This window comes from Enterovibrio litoreus (genome assembly GCF_045679545.1).
GTDB lineage: Bacteria > Pseudomonadota > Gammaproteobacteria > Enterobacterales > Vibrionaceae > Enterovibrio.
Genome location: NZ_CP166194.1, coordinates 823,248 through 839,427, shown reverse-complemented (window position 1 = coordinate 839,427; position 16,180 = coordinate 823,248). Strand labels below are relative to the sequence as shown.

Annotated in this window: 14 protein-coding genes; 3 read left to right on the top strand and 11 right to left on the bottom strand. The window is 47.2% G+C overall.

Annotation, left to right across the window (positions count from 1 at the left end; all coding sequences use genetic code 11):
* Positions 1 to 13 precede the first annotated feature (13 nt).
* Positions 14 to 907, top strand: a complete 894-nt coding sequence (locus AB8599_RS03580) for a YjjW family glycine radical enzyme activase (protein WP_407332437.1) — start codon at positions 14 to 16, stop codon at positions 905 to 907.
* On the opposite strand, the gene AB8599_RS03575 is transcribed toward AB8599_RS03580, so the two are convergent.
* The 7 genes from AB8599_RS03575 to AB8599_RS03545 all read right to left on the bottom strand — a co-directional run bounded on the left by AB8599_RS03575 (position 904) and on the right by AB8599_RS03545 (position 8,422).
* Positions 904 to 1,827 carry a LysR family transcriptional regulator gene (locus tag AB8599_RS03575; protein WP_407332436.1) on the bottom strand — a complete coding sequence of 308 codons (924 nt, stop codon included), beginning with the start codon at positions 1,825 to 1,827 and terminating at the stop codon, positions 904 to 906. The two genes, AB8599_RS03580 and AB8599_RS03575, sit on opposite strands and share 4 nt — an antisense overlap.
* A gap of 152 nt (positions 1,828 to 1,979) precedes the next feature.
* The gene (locus AB8599_RS03570) at positions 1,980 to 3,248 is read right to left on the bottom strand and encodes a glutamate-5-semialdehyde dehydrogenase (RefSeq protein ID WP_407332435.1); all 1,269 of its coding nucleotides are present in this window, start codon (positions 3,246 to 3,248) and stop codon (positions 1,980 to 1,982) included.
* Between the two features lie 55 nt (positions 3,249 to 3,303).
* Complete coding sequence (gene proB / locus AB8599_RS03565) at positions 3,304 to 4,461, bottom strand: glutamate 5-kinase (RefSeq protein ID WP_407332434.1); 1,158 nt, start codon at positions 4,459 to 4,461, stop codon at positions 3,304 to 3,306.
* A gap of 105 nt (positions 4,462 to 4,566) precedes the next feature.
* Entirely contained in the window at positions 4,567 to 4,971 is a 405-nt protein-coding gene (crl, locus tag AB8599_RS03560) for a sigma factor-binding protein Crl (RefSeq protein ID WP_407332433.1), read from the bottom strand.
* 229 nt (positions 4,972 to 5,200) lie between these two features.
* Positions 5,201 to 6,454, bottom strand: coding sequence for an esterase FrsA (gene frsA / locus AB8599_RS03555; protein ID WP_407332432.1), 1,254 nt, complete (start codon positions 6,452 to 6,454; stop codon positions 5,201 to 5,203).
* Positions 6,455 to 6,610: 156 nt separating this feature from the next.
* Entirely contained in the window at positions 6,611 to 7,069 is a 459-nt protein-coding gene (gene gpt / locus AB8599_RS03550; RefSeq protein ID WP_407332431.1) for a xanthine phosphoribosyltransferase, read from the bottom strand.
* A gap of 66 nt (positions 7,070 to 7,135) precedes the next feature.
* On the bottom strand, positions 7,136 to 8,422 hold the full coding sequence (locus AB8599_RS03545; protein WP_407332430.1) for an NCS2 family permease: 1,287 nt from the start codon (positions 8,420 to 8,422) through the stop codon (positions 7,136 to 7,138).
* A gap of 1,044 nt (positions 8,423 to 9,466) precedes the next feature.
* On the opposite strand from AB8599_RS03545, the gene AB8599_RS03540 reads away from it, so the two are divergent.
* A complete protein-coding gene (locus AB8599_RS03540; protein ID WP_407332429.1) occupies positions 9,467 to 10,927 on the top strand; it encodes an aminoacyl-histidine dipeptidase in 1,461 nt (486 codons plus the stop codon).
* Between the two features lie 52 nt (positions 10,928 to 10,979).
* On the opposite strand, the gene dinB is transcribed toward AB8599_RS03540, so the two are convergent.
* On the bottom strand, positions 10,980 to 12,038 hold the full coding sequence (gene dinB / locus AB8599_RS03535) for a DNA polymerase IV (protein ID WP_407332428.1): 1,059 nt from the start codon (positions 12,036 to 12,038) through the stop codon (positions 10,980 to 10,982).
* Positions 12,039 to 12,193: 155 nt separating this feature from the next.
* Between dinB and AB8599_RS03530 the strand changes: the two genes are divergently transcribed.
* Positions 12,194 to 13,414 carry a diguanylate cyclase gene (locus AB8599_RS03530; protein ID WP_407332427.1) on the top strand — a complete coding sequence of 407 codons (1,221 nt, stop codon included), beginning with the start codon at positions 12,194 to 12,196 and terminating at the stop codon, positions 13,412 to 13,414.
* A gap of 30 nt (positions 13,415 to 13,444) precedes the next feature.
* On the opposite strand, the gene nqrM is transcribed toward AB8599_RS03530, so the two are convergent.
* The 3 genes from nqrM to nqrF form a co-directional block, all read right to left on the bottom strand.
* On the bottom strand, positions 13,445 to 13,666 hold the full coding sequence (gene nqrM / locus AB8599_RS03525) for a (Na+)-NQR maturation NqrM (RefSeq protein WP_016959695.1): 222 nt from the start codon (positions 13,664 to 13,666) through the stop codon (positions 13,445 to 13,447).
* Between the two features lie 10 nt (positions 13,667 to 13,676).
* On the bottom strand, positions 13,677 to 14,693 hold the full coding sequence (locus AB8599_RS03520; RefSeq protein WP_407332426.1) for an FAD:protein FMN transferase: 1,017 nt from the start codon (positions 14,691 to 14,693) through the stop codon (positions 13,677 to 13,679).
* A 243-nt stretch (positions 14,694 to 14,936) separates the two neighbouring features.
* On the bottom strand, positions 14,937 to 16,160 hold the full coding sequence (gene nqrF / locus AB8599_RS03515; RefSeq protein ID WP_407332425.1) for an NADH:ubiquinone reductase (Na(+)-transporting) subunit F: 1,224 nt from the start codon (positions 16,158 to 16,160) through the stop codon (positions 14,937 to 14,939).
* Between the last annotated feature and the right edge of the window lie 20 nt (positions 16,161 to 16,180).

Below are 16,180 nucleotides of genomic sequence, written 5' to 3'. Positions count from 1 at the left end.
CGAGATAAGGAGAATGTCAGTGAAGCCTGCGCAAAATGAAGCACTGGTCAGTCGTATTCTGACATTCTCTTGTGTTGATGGGCCGGGTAACCGCTTGGTGGTGTTTTTGCAGGGCTGCAATTTTGACTGCATCACTTGCCATAACCCTCACACCATCAATCACTGCACCCATTGCGGTGATTGTGTGAAAAGCTGTCCAAGCGATGCCCTTTCCATTGCCTCACAGCAAAACGGCACACAACGCGTTATTTGGCATGCAGATAAGTGTACGCACTGCGATCTTTGCATCGATGTGTGTCCTGACAAATCCAACCCGAAAATCGTCCGCTGCAGTGTGGATGACATGCTCTCGTTGATCCGCCAACACCATTTTTTCCTCAATGGCATCACCATTTCAGGTGGTGAAGCGACACTGCAACTGCCGTTCATTATTGCGCTGTTCAAAGCGGTAAAATCCGACCCTGAACTTGCACACCTCACCTGCTTTATCGACAGCAATGGCTCGCTATCACGCACAGGATGGGAGCGTGTTTCCCCCTACCTTGATGGTGCCATGATTGATCTCAAAGCTTGGCAATCCGACACGCATTTATGGCTCGTCGGTCGAGATAAGCACCGCGTTATCGACACCATTGATTACTTGGCGGCGCAGAACAAACTGCACGAAGTGCGTTTGCTGCATATACCGGGAAAAAGCGATTTGGATACCGAAGTCGATGCCGTTGGAGATTACCTCAATACTCTGCCTAAAGAGGTAAAGATCCGCCTAAACGCTTTTCAACATCATGGCGTGATTGGTGAAGCGCTGACGTGGGAGAAATGCAGTGAAACTGAGATGAACCGCTTTCATGATTTACTGTTTTCGAAGATCAATCGCCCCATGCAATTACCGACGATTTACACCTAAATCTTTGCCGTGTCGCCAACCAGTTGATCATGCAGCCAGCGGCACGCTGGGTTGTTCAAACTCACGGTATTCCACACCAAGCTATACGCCACTTGCCCGTAATCAAACGGCAAGGGTTTAGCCACCAGCCCTTTTCCTTGCAGCGCAGTTTCAGCCCAGCGCTTCGAGCACGTAAACAAATACGGCGAGTGCTGGCACATTAATGCCGCCGAACCGAAATCCGCCACCATGGTCGCAATGTTTCTCGCACCATGACGCTGCGTGAGTGTCTGCTCAAAGTAAGGTTCCGCCAAGTCTTTGTCGATCACACGAATATGCCGATAACTCAGGTAGTTCTCTATCGTCAGCTCACCCTTGGCAAGCGGATGATGGCGATTCATCAAGCAGACCATTTCATCACTCAAAATCGCCTTCCACACTAAATTCTTGCTGTGCGTCGGTGGCTGACTGATGTCGTGGGGCAGCAGAAGAAAATCTATCTTCCCGCTCAGTAACGCCTCAAAACTGAATTGCTCTTTGGTGGAAATCACCAACTGAGCCTGATCACTCAATTGCTGAGAAATGTGCCCAATCTGCGGGGCGAAAAGCTCAAACGTGCTTTCGCGCATTGACAAGGAAAGCGTGCCAGTGAAGATCTCTGGCGCAAACTCGCCTTGTTGAAATATGCCGTTAATGTTCGACAGCACATTATGGATGGCAGGGCCTATGCTCAAGGCATATTGCGTAGGGGCGAGTTGATTCCCCGTTCGGAAGAAAAGCTCATCGTTCAGCTGTGTTTTAAGCTGCGCCAATGCCTTGCTAACGCTTGATGGCGTGACACACAAAATATTGGCTGTCGCCGTCACACTGTGCGTCATCAAGAGCACATGCATCACGGTTAAGTGTTTAACGCTAATGCGGGAAAGAGTCGCGTAATCCATCGAAGGTCATCATCATTTAAACAATCACGGCATAGCGTAGCGTTAAACCTCCCCTAGAGGTAGAGGTATGCCGAAGTAACTTGGGGATATACAAGCGCCAGACACAAAAAAGGCGCTGAATCAGCGCCTTTTCATCGAAAACTGCTTCCAGATTATGGGCGAGACAGGTAATCCGCTTTACCCACCCATTTGTAGGTTGTCAGCTCCTCTAAGCCCATAGGGCCGCGAGCATGAAGTTTCTGGGTAGACACAGCAACTTCTGCGCCTAAACCGAACTGAGCGCCATCTGTGAAGCGTGTAGAGGCATTCACGTAGACAGCTGCAGAGCCTGCACCATTGATGAAAGCTTCCATCGCCAGCAAATCGTTGGTCAAGATAGCATCTGAGTGGCTCGCATTGTGCTCACGCATATGGGCAAGTGCGCCGTGAACATCAGCAACCAATGCCACACCTAGCGTGTAGCTCAACCATTCCGTGTCGAAATCACCCTCGCCCGCTTCGTGCAGATCTGCCACACCATTCAGCAGTGGCAGCGCCGCTTTCTCAGCAACAACCTTCAATTTGTTGTCGTTAAGCAGTGGCGTCAACTTTTCAAACAATGCAGCCGCAATGTCTTTGTTCACCAGTAAGGTATCCAGCGCGTTACACGCTGATGGACGCTGCGCTTTCGCGTTGATGATCAAATCCAATGCGCGATCAAGATCTGCGGTTTTATCCACGTACATATGGCTGATGCCAAAGCCACCGATGATCACTGGGATAGTGCTGTTCTCTTTGCACATCTTGTGCAAGCCCGCGCCACCACGAGGAATGATCATGTCGACATAATCGTCAAGACGAAGCAGTTCGCCGACGAGTTCACGATCCGGTTTTTCAATGTACTGAACAGACGAAGCAGGCAGGTTGGCTTTTTCAAGCGCGGTTTGAATGACCTTGACCAATTCCACGTTTGAATGGAAGGTTTCTCGGCCACCGCGAAGAATGCTCGCATTGCCTGTTTTCAGACACAGAGACGCAATATCGATCGTCACATTCGGTCGCGCTTCATAAATCACACCGATAACGCCAATGGGCTCGCGACGACGGCTCAACGTCATGCCGTTTTCCAGCACTTTACAATCCATTTCGCTGCCGACGGGGTCAGACAGGGAAATGACATTGCGCACGTCAGCGGCAATGCCCGCCAATCGAGATTCGTTGAGTAATAGACGATCAAGCATGGCTTCGGGCAAACCTGCCTCTCTGCCTGCATCGATGTCTTTTGCGTTAGCCGCTAGAATCGCAGCGGCGTTCGCCTCGAGTTCATCAGCGATCACTGCCAGCGCGTGGTTCTTTTGCGCTGTTGGTGCCGTTGCCAATGCATATGCAGCATCTTTGGCTGCGCGTCCCATGGTTTGTAGACTGGTTGTTTGCAGACTCATGTCAGCCTCTATTGCTTATCCATAGCGTTAGTAGCAATACCACTAACCAAATTTATTAATCAATGACGACGAGATCGTCGCAATGTACGGCCACTGCACCATGTGCATAACCTAGAATTTCTTGAATGTCCTGACTATGTCGGCCTGCAATGGCACTCAAATCTTTGCTTGAATACCGGCAAATGCCTCGCGCTAATAGCTTACCATTTTGATCACAAATACGTGCAACCGCGCCGCGATCAAAGCAACCTTCCACAGCCATAATGCCTTTAGACAGCAGGCTACTGTGGCGTTCAACCACCGCTTTCGCTGCGCCTTGATCGATAATGACGTTTCCAGCTGGCGGAGGACCAGCCAAAATCCAACGCTTACGGCTTTCCAGCGGCGATGCCAACGGCAAGAAACGCGTACCTGCAGGCTTTCCTTCCACTAAATGTTGAATCACCTCTGGACGACTACCTGCCGCGATAGTGACTTCAATGCCAGCACGACGTGCCACGTCTGCGGCCTGTAACTTGGTTGCCATGCCGCCAGTACCCAAGCCACTGACACTGCCGCCAGCGAGCTTGTGTAATGTCTCATCGATCGTGTGTACTTCACGGATCAGTTCAGCGTCAGGATTATTGCGCGGATCTGCGGTAAACAAGCCCGGTTGATCGGTCAGCAGCAGTAATTTGTCAGCTTCCGCAAGAATCGCCACCAGCGCTGACAAATTATCATTGTCACCGACTTTAATCTCAGCTGTCGCGACAGCATCGTTTTCATTCACGACGGGAACGATATGGTTATCCAACAAGGCTTGCAGCATGTCGCGAGCGTTGAGGTAGCGTTCGCGATCATCAAGATCTGCACGCGTTAGCAGCATCTGCCCAATATTAATGCCATAAATAGCGAACAGGCTTTCCCATTCTTGAATTAAACGGCTTTGCCCTACCGCCGCCAGCATTTGCTTATTGGCGATAGTATTGGGGAGAGCGGGATAATTGAGGTGTTGTCGACCGGCTGCAATCGCACCAGAAGTGACGACAATCACTTTATGGCCCTGACGAATAAGCTTGGCACATTGACGCACCAATTCGACGAGGTGAGCGCGATCGATTTTGGTTGAGCCACCAGTCAGTACACTGGTTCCCAATTTTACAACGATGGTCTGGCGAACTTGGGTATCGCCAGATTCAGAAATAGAAGATGACACGTTTTCTTGGCCTGACATGACATTGACTACATAAAAGCGAATATGCCTTTCTTTTATCAATCCCAGACCAAGATAACAAGTGATTAAAGCAACTGTCTCGCGATAATCGACAAATTAGGGCCTTTATGCCGCAGTGCCCAATTTCGGTTTCTTCAACGATGGCAGCGCTGTGATTTCAAGCGCCAGCTCACCCTCAACAAAACCCGAAATTTTTTGATAAAAGGTATCGAGGGATTCAGTAACTTCCTGCACACACTTTTTCGGTAATTTTTCTTCCAGCCATTCGCCTTCCGTGTTGAATTTCCCAAAAGTATACGAATACTCAAATCCGCCCTCTTTTGGTGTTAGCTTCATCCACCAACCCCAAAATTCACGGCTTTCAGGTGTTTTTTTGGCATTAACACACGCAGAGAGGCAATCAAAAAAGTAACTGTCTTCGGAGCATTTTTTTTGACGTAAATAAGGACCAAGCTGAGCAAACCTTGTCAGCAAACGTCCATGAGATAGGGTTTTGGTTTCTTCGGTCATAGCAAGCTCCCTTAAAGCGAATATTCATCTCGTTATTATCAATCGCATGTTTGCTGACGCGTAAAAGTTGACTGTGTAGCCATTCCGTACTTTCTATAACCCCTTAATTAAAAGGGAAACGCCTAAACAGCAAACAATTACTGTATAACATGCAACCGATAAAAATTCGTCCTTTGGCAGAGAGCTTTGATTACTCTGTCTTTATCCCAAGACATTAAAAAGATCTAGATCACAATGTGTTTGTAAACCACTCAATGGCTTCCAGCATTATTCTGTGATATCCGTCATGAATAGGTTTGTTTGGTAAGGTTCTCGCCTTGCCTCCGTAACTATATAGCGCAGCTAGTTGATTATCAGATTCTGGACACACAGGATCGCCCTGCAAACCAAGCGCCAAGATCGGTACCTTAGTTTTTCTACCGTTAAGTAGACCTTGATGCCGAAGCGAAAGTGCCTGCAGTTGTGTGAGTAACGAAAAAGATGCACTGTCTTTGCCCATGCGAGAAGCAATGGTATCGAGATGCATCGGAGGAATATGCTGAAGCCGCTGCGGATCGGTTAGCATCGCATGAAGAATGCCGCCCACCGAAACACATGACTTGATCCGATTTTGCTCAACAAACGCCATTCTCACTGCGGCATTGGCACCGAATCGAACCCCCAAACAACCGACGCGATGGTGATCGACCCAAGGCACAGTCTCCAGTTCATGCAACATGGCTTGGTGCAAACGACTGCTGTCTTCAGTGAGTTTCCACGCACTGCTTCTGCCAACAGAGGGCATATCAAGTGTCAACATCGCAATGTTTGCAGGCGCGAAATAGGTTTCAAACAGATGCCAGAGATCGGTCTGCAGGCTATCTAAACTGCCACTGACAATCACGGTCGGAAGCGGCTCGTCAGTATGAGGGAGATAAAGAAATCCTTCCAACGACTTGCCATCAACTTTAGTCACCACGCTCTTAATTTTGAACGGCGACTTTTCCATTGCAAAGTGAAACGCTTTATTGGCGAGAATTTCAGTCTGTTGGGAAAGCGGGTCGCCTTTCAAGTGCGGATAACCTGCAATACTGAAGCAGGTACTAGCGCGCAGCCAATCTATGAACGCCCCTTTTTTATCGCCTTGCTCCTCTTTGAGCTGCGCCTTTTTTTGATGGCTGGTGCCCGTCTGAGTCCATTCATAGGGCCAGTTGCCTGATCGGTAACCCACTACGGTATCAAGCAGCTTATCATTGCTTCTGGTGTTATCGGAGGCTGCAATTCGCGCAAGCGTTTCTTCCATCTCAATGGCTTCAACACCTTGCCATATCCATTGCGGACGGCGCAGAACACGATACCAACTATTGTGACTGTTACCATCTAACACGCTATCCGTGTCGCTTAGGGGGTCATTTGCCGTCCCAACGATGGTGGACGTTTCCTTTGCGTGCTTGGTGGGTTTGAAAAGTTTAACGGATAAGTTTTCTGACTCTGTTTCTCTCACGGAATATCTCCAGAGCATTCATTTCAACTGGCTCCAGTGTAAACCATGGCAAACATAAAAACATGATCTCAACGAGGGAGAACAATATAGAACAAAATTTACCTAACTTTGGGTATAAAAAAAGCCCCTTTCGGGGCTTTTCAATAAGTCATTTTTTTAGCGCTTAGCAACCGGCTCAACAAACGTCACTGCCATATCCCAAGGTTGCTCAATCCAACAATCTTGAGCGATATCGACCACATAGTCATCAACCAGATGCTTGCCCGCAGGTTTCGCACAGACGGTCACAAATTTGGCTTTTGGATACATGTTGCGAATCACTTCCGCAGTACCACCAGTGTCAACGAGATCATCAACCACGATAAAACCTTCGCCATCGCCGTCAGCTTTCTTTATTACTTGCATATCACGCTGATGATCATGGTCATAGCTAGAGATACAAACCGTATCTACATGACGAATACCCAGCTCACGCGCCAAAATAGCAGCGGGAACCAAACCACCACGGCTCACCGCGATAATGCCTTTCCACTGCTCAGCAGGTAGTAGCTTCTCAGCCAACTGGCGGGTATACATTTGCATGTTGTCCCAGGTGATAACAAACTTGTTGCTCATTTCAGAAAACCTCGGAGGCGATGGTCGCCTTTTAACTCACTAAAAAATATTGCGGCGTATTGTGTCTTACATAACGAATTTCAGCAAGAACAGGGCAGCCAGAACCCAAATACTGATAGGTACGTCACGTCCTTTACCACTAAACGCTTTGATTGCGCAGTAAGAGATAAAGCCCAAACCGATACCGTTTGCAATGGAATATGTCAAAGGCATCATCAAGCAAACAACGACAACGGGTGCCGCTTCTGTCAGATCACGCCAGTTAACGCTGACCAAACCAGACATCATCAGGATCGCAACATAGAACAAAGCACCTGCCGTAGCATACGCTGGCACCATACCCGCTAATGGTGAAAAGAACAGTGCAAGCAGGAACAAGATACCCACGACAACGGCAGTCAATCCTGTGCGGCCACCTGCAGCAACGCCCGACACACTTTCGATATAAGACGTCGTATTCGATGTACCCAGCACCGCGCCTACTGTGGTTGCTGTACTATCAGCCAACAGTGCGCGATTCAAGCGTGGTAGCTTACCGTCTTTATCCATTAGCTCTGCTTTTTGCGCCACACCAACTAAGGTGCCAGCAGTATCAAACAGATCGACGAAAAGAAATGCGAACACCACTGAAATCATGCCAATTTCAAATGCACCAGATAGATCCATCTGCATAAAGGTTGGCGCAATACTCGGTGGCGCAGACATGATACCGCCGTATTGCACGTTACCCGTAGCAACAGCAATACCCGTCACGATTAGGATGGCAATCATCACCGCGCCTTTAATGCCGCGATTCACCAAGCCAATTGTCAAGAAGAAACCTAATGCCGCCATCGCTGGAGCAAACGATGACAAGTCACCCATAGACACTAAGGTTGCAGGGTGCGCAACAACGATGCCAGAGTTTTGCAGCGCGATAAGCGCCAAAAACATACCAATACCCGCTGAAATGCCCGTTCGAAGAGAAAGAGGGATGGAGTGAATAATCCATTCACGTACTTTAAACAAGCTTAGGGCAATAAAACAAAGACCCGATAGGAATACCGCACCCAAAGCGACCTGCCACGAATACCCCATTTGGAATACAACGGTATAGGTAAAGAAGGCGTTCAAGCCCATGCCTGGTGCCTGTGCAACTGGGTAGTTAGCAACAAGACCCATCACGAAACAACCAATTGCTGCCGCCAAACAGGTGGCAACAAATACCGCTCCACGATCCATGCCTGTTTCAGACAAGATGGCAGGGTTTACAAAAATGATATAAGCCATTGTCAGGAAAGTGGTCAATCCCGCAATGATCTCGGTTCGTATATCTGTACCTTGCTCTTTTAACTTAAATAGACGCTCAAGCATGGCTTTCGGTTCCTTGGAAAGTGTGTGTATGCCAGTCAATGTGACACAAACGCTTAACGAAAACGTTTGCGTCGGAATTTGACGCGGATCTTACTCGCCACTTCGTGAAATTTCCAGTGAGAATTGCATCACTTAGACTCCGATCGCTGACGAAACAGACGACTTACCATCATCCTGATGATTTCGTCGATTTAGGGTGTCTATATTAGGGAGGAATTTGGATTGATAAATGTACAAACCATTAATCTGAGACGGCCATACAGCCCAGTGATGTCAAAATGCGAGATTCATTGCGACCCATCAACGGGATAGACAGCGTAGGCGGGAGAGAAATTAAGATAAAAAAAACGCCACTAAAAAGTGGCGCCAGATGAAAATCTGATTTCCAAAAATGGAAAAATATCTGTTAGAGCGGGGTAATACTTCTTTCAAGCGAGTGATTGATTACTTGCTTTTGTATCCGAACGTTGCCGGATAACGAAAATTGTTGGTGTATACAGAACCACGATTCCAGTATTGACACGCAGAGTTGCCTTTCATCATTTGTACCTCAAAAAATTCGAATCGAATAAATGCAGCTTTAGTAAAGCTCGGTTCCGTGGAGACGAATAATTTCGGGTTTATCCATAAACAAATGCTAGCGCATGGCTGTGTCTTTGGGCTTACTGCCCATCCAGAAGACGGTGAGATAATACTCTTTTCGTTATTTTAGTACAACAATAAAAGTGACATGAATCACATAAACAGACCAAAATTATCACTTTCGTAATTTAATTACAAAAATGGATCGGGAACTTGTGACCATGTATCGCTGATAAGGGCTTAGCGTTAGATGCCTGGATTTGACACATAACCTATGCCTTAAATGTACCGCAACGTCTCTATCCCATCCCGTACCAAATAAATAGCATTATTGGCAGGAATTCTAGCCGCAATGCAGCAGTATGCATTTAACAAGGCATACTTTTCCGCTACAAATTCTGTTAGCTTATTGGCATGCAGCACTGTATGCCTCTTTATTCTGTGTTTTTCTGGAGATTGCCCGTGTCAGAGATCAGCCAATTGTCGCCACAACCTGTGTGGCAGTTTTTCGATAAGATTTGTTCTATACCCCACCCTTCAAAGCATGAAGACCAGCTTGCCCAATACATTGTGGATTGGGCAACCCATGAAGGTTTGTCTGTGTGTCGTGATGATGTCGGTAATGTCATCATCAAAAAACCGGCAACGTCAGGCATGGAGAACCGAAAAGGCGTAGTGCTTCAAGCTCATATAGACATGGTGCCTCAAAAAAACGAAAGCACTGAGCATGACTTCGTCACTGATCCCATTCGTCCTTACATTGATGGCGAATGGGTGACGGCGAATGGCACAACACTTGGTGCAGATAACGGTATGGGGATGGCAACCTGTCTTGCTGTTCTTGCCGCCAATGATATTGCACACGGCCCTCTCGAAGTGCTGCTCACCATCGACGAAGAAGCAGGCATGACTGGCGCATTTGGCCTCAAAGAAGGCTGGTTAGACGGTGATATTTTGCTGAACACTGACTCCGAGCAGGAAGGTGAAATTTACATGGGTTGTGCTGGCGGCGTTGACACCGCGATAACCTTCACGCTTGAACGCGAAGATCTGAGTGAAGGTTACCTTGGTAAAGCACTGCAAATCAAAGGGCTAAAAGGCGGACATTCTGGTGTGGATATTCACACTGGTCGCGCGAATGCCAATAAACTTCTGGGCCGTTTTCTGGCGGGACATGCTGAAGAACTCGGGTTACGCCTTCTTTCTCTTCGCGGTGGCACATTACGTAATGCTATCCCACGCGAAGCGTTTGCGTACCTTGCCGTTCCTTCTGAAAATGCTGACAAAATGGCGTCTCTATTTGCGCATTTTGAAGCATTGCTAAAAGATGAGCTCGGCGCAGTGGAATCATCGATCTCCCTCACTGTGTCGGATCACGACATCAGTGAGCAAGCGCTTACCGCCAGTGTTCAAAAGCGCGTTATCGCTGCGATCAACGCCTGCCCTAACGGCGTGATCCGCATGAGTGATGATATTGAAGGTGTGGTTGAAACGTCGCTGAATCTTGGTGTGATCACCACTGAAGAGAGCACCATGACATTACTGTGCCTTATCCGCTCACTAGGAGATAGCGGCCGCAGTTATGTAGAAAGCATGCTTCGCTCATTCGGTGAACTTGCTGATGCAAACGTCGAATTTTCAGGCGCTTACCCGGGCTGGAAGCCAGATCCTGAATCAGAAATCATGCATATCTTCCGTAAAATCTATGAAGATATCTATGGCCGTGTACCGGACATCATGGTGATCCACGCGGGTTTGGAATGTGGACTTTTCAAAAAGCCTTATCCTGACATGGATATGATCTCTTTCGGCCCAACGATTAAGTATCCCCATTCGCCTGACGAGAAAGTGAACATTGCCACTGTTGGTTTGTTCTGGGAACAAATGATTGCCATGCTTGGCGCAATTCCAGAGAAAGTATAATGACACCGAACACTCACTAATTCATACACTAAGAGCGCCAATCGGCGCTCTTTTACCATTCGAAGCTCAATTGTGCGGCCTTGTCTTTATCTTCTGATTTAAGCCCAACGCTAAGCCCAATCAAACGCACCCCCCTGCCTTGCTGCCTGGTAAGTGCCTCTTTCATCAGCGCTGGAAATTCAGCAGAATCGTAACGCCATTGACGGTGCTCTACCGACGTTAACTGAAAATCTGAAAACTTCAGTTTCACGCCTTGGCGCGCGATCTCCATATCAGGGCAGACTCGTTTTAACCGTGTTTCCATTTCGTCATAAAGCGATTCCATCACCGCCAAGCACTCAGCTTCGGTGCGGATGTCTTCAGGCAAGGTTCGCTCTACCCCTACCGATTTACGAACTCGATCAGTTTCTATGTTTCTGTCATCAATGCCCTGACAACGGTTGTATAACGCATGACCAAATTTACCAAACCGCTGAAGCAGCAAGTTTCGATCAAACTGCTGAATATCTTCCCCCTTGAACAAACCCAGTTCATGCAATCTAGCCAAGGTGACTTTCCCAACACCCGGAATTTTCTCCAGTGGCAGTGTTTTCACAAAGCCATCAATCTCATCCGGTGTTATGACATAAATGCCATCAGGTTTATTCAGATCTGATGCGATTTTGGCGATAAATTTTACCGGAGCAACACCTGCTGATGCGGTTAACCCAAGCTCCCGCTTTATGGACTGCCGAATATCTTCAGCGATCAGTGTTGCCGACCCTCTAAATAGTGAGCAGTCACTTACATCAAGGTATGCTTCATCAAGAGAGAGAGGTTCGATCTTGTCGGTATACCGTGCAAAAATAGTTCTAATTTGGTGGGAAACAGCTTTGTATTTGCTCATATCACCACGAACTACCGTGAGGTCTGGGCAAAGCTTCTTTGCATGAGCCGTTGCCATTGCCGAACGCACACCATACTTTCGTGCAAGGTAATTACAGGTCGATATCACGCCTCTGCGTGTTTCTGAGCCGCCAATCGCAAGAGGGATATCCCTTAGAGCCGGGTTATCTCGCATTTCTACAGCGGCATAAAAACAGTCCATGTCAACGTGGATAATCTTTCTCATGAACTCTATCGAATCAATCAGAATACTGTTTATATTCACAGTAACCAATGGTGATGTCAATTCGCCATTCCTCACCAAGTCTTGTCTATACTTAGACCAGTAATCAAAAGGAAACATGTGCCCCATAAATGAACCCCATTAAATAAGAGTGCCTCATGGTAATGAATCGCAAAGTGCTTGTTGTCGATGACAGCCCGACTTTTCAAAACTACGTCTCTGCTTTGCTTGAGGATGCCGGGTTTGAGCCCATCATATTCAGCAATAAAACCGATACCCTAGCATTTATTGATACTAAACCTTCCTTGATCTGTGCAGTGTTAGATTACTGCCTGCCTGATGCGCCAAAAGGGGAAGTGATTGACGAAGTGCTAGAAGCGGGTTATCGCGCCATTGTTCTCACCGGAAACGCAGACAAGACCATCCGTGATGAGCTTTTGAAAAAGGGCATTGTTGATTACATTCTGAAAGACAGTTCCGTCTCATTGGCGTTTTTAGCGCCTCTGCTGAACCGTCTAGTCAACAACATCGATAAAATTGCATTGGTCGTTGACGACTCCCCTGCCATCACACAATACCTGGCTGAATTGCTAGAGCGTCAGTATCTCACGGTACATACCGCATCGAATGGCATCGAAGCACTCGAGGTGATAAACAACTGTTGGAAGATAGACCTTGTCATCACTGACAACGATATGCCCTTAATGAATGGTGTAGAGCTAACACAACATTTACGGATGGAATGGGATCGAGAGCAAGTCGCTATTATTGGGTTATCTGCGTCAACCAATCCCGATCTGACGCCCCAATTTTTGAAAGCAGGTGCAAACGACTATCTCAACAAGCCATTTAATCAGGAAGAATTTTACTGCCGCATACATTCGTTACTGGATAGGCAAGATGCCAACGAACAACTTTACTTTCTCACTAATCGCGACGAGTTAACTGGCTTGTGGAATCGTCGATACTTTTTTAATTTTGCTGCCGAAAACCCAGTAAATTTCAAAAGCATTGCCATGATCGATATTGATCACTTCAAACAGGTCAACGATGAATTTGGACACGGTGGCGGTGACCATGCTTTAAAAACGATTGGGCAAATTCTCAATACCGCTTTCTCTACAGCACTGCCCGCTAGATTTGGCGGAGAAGAGTTTGTCGTACTTTGCACCAGCGATATTGATGTATTTAATGCCGAGGTCGAGGCTCTTCGCGACCAATTGGAAAAGACCAGTATTAGTTACAATGGCAAGACGATACACGTGACGGTTAGCGTTGGTGTTGCAAGCGGAGAGCAGTCTGTGCCTCAGTTGCTCAAGTGTGCAGATGACAACCTATACAAGGCGAAATCTAACGGAAGGAATAACGTCGTCTATTAAAAAACCGCCTTGCGGCGGTTTTTGCTTGTCTTAAATAATTTGATTCTTCTTCCACTCTGCTGCTTTCGCGGCTCGTGCTTCGCGCTTTTGCCTTGCATCACAAGGCTCTGGGCAATCGCATTCTTTTTCAATGCCAACCGACCCCAAACCACCACAGCTTCCACTGATGGTTTTGCGTTGAATAATGTAGCCGATCGCCATGCCAGCAATCACTAGCAAGAAAACCGAAAACGTTATCAGATACTCAGACATCTCATTACCCTTAACGTGTTAGATAGTGTTTAAACGCATCCGATGCGATCTCTTTAAATCCATTATCCGTCTTTACAATGAAAAATGCTGGAATATTTTCTCTGTTGGCCAACGCCAATGCATCTTCAGGTCCCATCACCGTAAAAGCGGTCGAAAGGCCATCAGCCGTCATGCATGATTTATCCAGTACAGTCACGGATACCAAACGATGATTAATTGGCTTAGCGGTTTTAGGATCGATGGTGTGAGAGTAACGCACACCACCTTCTTCAAAGTAATTGCGATAATCTCCAGATGTAGCCACCGCCATATCACCCGGTGCGATAATCTCTTGGACGGTTTGCTGGTCAGTGCTTGGCTTTTCAATCGCGATACGCCAAGGTACGCCTTCCGCATTAACCCCACGGAGTTGAAGCTCACCGCCGATCTCAACCAAGTAGTTTTCGATCCCTAGCTCAGCCAAATAGCTAGCTACCACATCAACACCGAACCCCTTTGCAATAGATGACAAATCAACATAAAGATCAGGGTTCGTTTTGACCAGTGAGTTGCCTTCCACCGACAAATACCCAATACCAGTCATCGCTCTGCGCTCAGCAACCTGTTCATCACTCGGTACGCGATCAGGTCGACCTTCAGGCCCAAAACCCCAAAGATTAACCAAAGGGCCTACCGTGACATCCAGAGCACCACCAGACAGCTTGTTTAGACGAATAGCTTCTGCGACTACGGTTGCGGTATCATCCGATACAGAAAACGGCTCACTGCCCTTTTGCTGATTAAAACGACTTAACTCAGAGTCTTTGCGATACGTCGACATCTGATCGTTTACGCGCTCCAAGCGAACATCGATTTCAGCTTGAATAGCATCTTGGCTCGGCACATTACCTTCCGGTAAGTATTTCACAGAGTAATAAGTCCCCATGGTAGAACCCGTGAGATGAACTTGCTTTGGCGCTTGCTCACATCCCACCAGCACCAACATGCTGCTGACAATAAGACCGAGAGACAACAGGAATTTATTCATTACTTCATCCGGTTGGTTGAAATTGGACATACAGACCATGATAACAATGGGAAATTGAGGTCTGCTTAATACGAATCGCAGTATGTATTTGCGGTGAGATAACGACATATCTCAGTTGTAGAAACAGCCAACTGCTGAATCGCGAAAATATCTACTGAGATTGGTATCTGTGTATTCATATCTATGTATATGCAAAATGGCTGACCCAAAGGCCAGCCATTTATCTTTTTGACTCAGCGGTGATTAGCCACCGAAATCATCCAGCAGGATGTTTTCGTCTTCAACACCAAGGTCTTTCAGCATGCCGATAACTGCCGCATTCATCATTGGAGGTCCACACATGTAGAACTCACAATCTTCTGGGGCATCGTGATCTTTAAGATAATTCTCAAACAACACGTTATGGATAAAGCCAGTGTAGCCTTCCCAGTTATCTTCTGGCAGTGGATCAGACAACGCACAATGCCAAACGAAGTTTTCGTTTTCTGCAGCTAGGCCGTCAAAATCTTCCACATAGAACATTTCACGCTTAGAACGTGCACCGTACCAGAATGACATCTTACGTGTAGAGTTCAGACGCTTCAGTTGGTCAAAAATGTGAGAACGCATTGGTGCCATACCCGCACCACCGCCCACAAAGACCATTTCTGCATCGGTATCTTTCGCAAAGAACTCACCGAACGGGCCAGAAATCGTACACTTATCGCCTTCTTTCAAAGACCAAATGTACGAAGACATGATGCCTGGCGGCACATTTGGGTTGTTAGGTGGCGGCGTAGCAATACGCACATTTAGCATGATAATGCCAAATTCTTCTGGGTAGTTCGCCATTGAGTAAGCACGAATAGTATCTTCGTTAACTTTAGACTCGTAACGGAACAGGTTAAATTTGTCCCAGTCTTCGCGGTACTCTTCTGGTACGTCAAAGTCTGCATACTTAACGTGGTGAGCGGGTGCTTCGATTTGGATGTAACCACCCGCACGGAAAGGCACTGATTCACCATCAGGAATTTGCAGTTTAAGCTCTTTGATGAAGGTTGCTTTGTTATCATTAGAGATAACCGAGCATTCCCACTTCTTCACGCCAAAAATTTCTTCCGGAAGTTCGATGTCCATGTCAGTTTTCATTGCAACCTGACACGCTAGACGCTCGCCTTCACGCGCTTCACCTTTGCTGATGTGATCAAGTTCAGTTGGCAGAATATCACCGCCGCCCGATTTAATTTTCACACGACACTGGCCACAAGAGCCACCGCCACCACAAGCAGAAGAAACGAATACACCAGCGCCAGCAAGTGCACTTAGCAGCTTACCACCTGGTTGTGTGGTGATCGCCAAATTGGGATCGCCATTTACAGAGATGATGATGTCACCTGAAGGTACTAGCTTAGATTTGGCGAACAGAATCACCAGAACCAATACCAGTACGATAAGAGTAAACATCACTACACCAAGAATAATGTCCATTGACTAATCCTTATATCGCG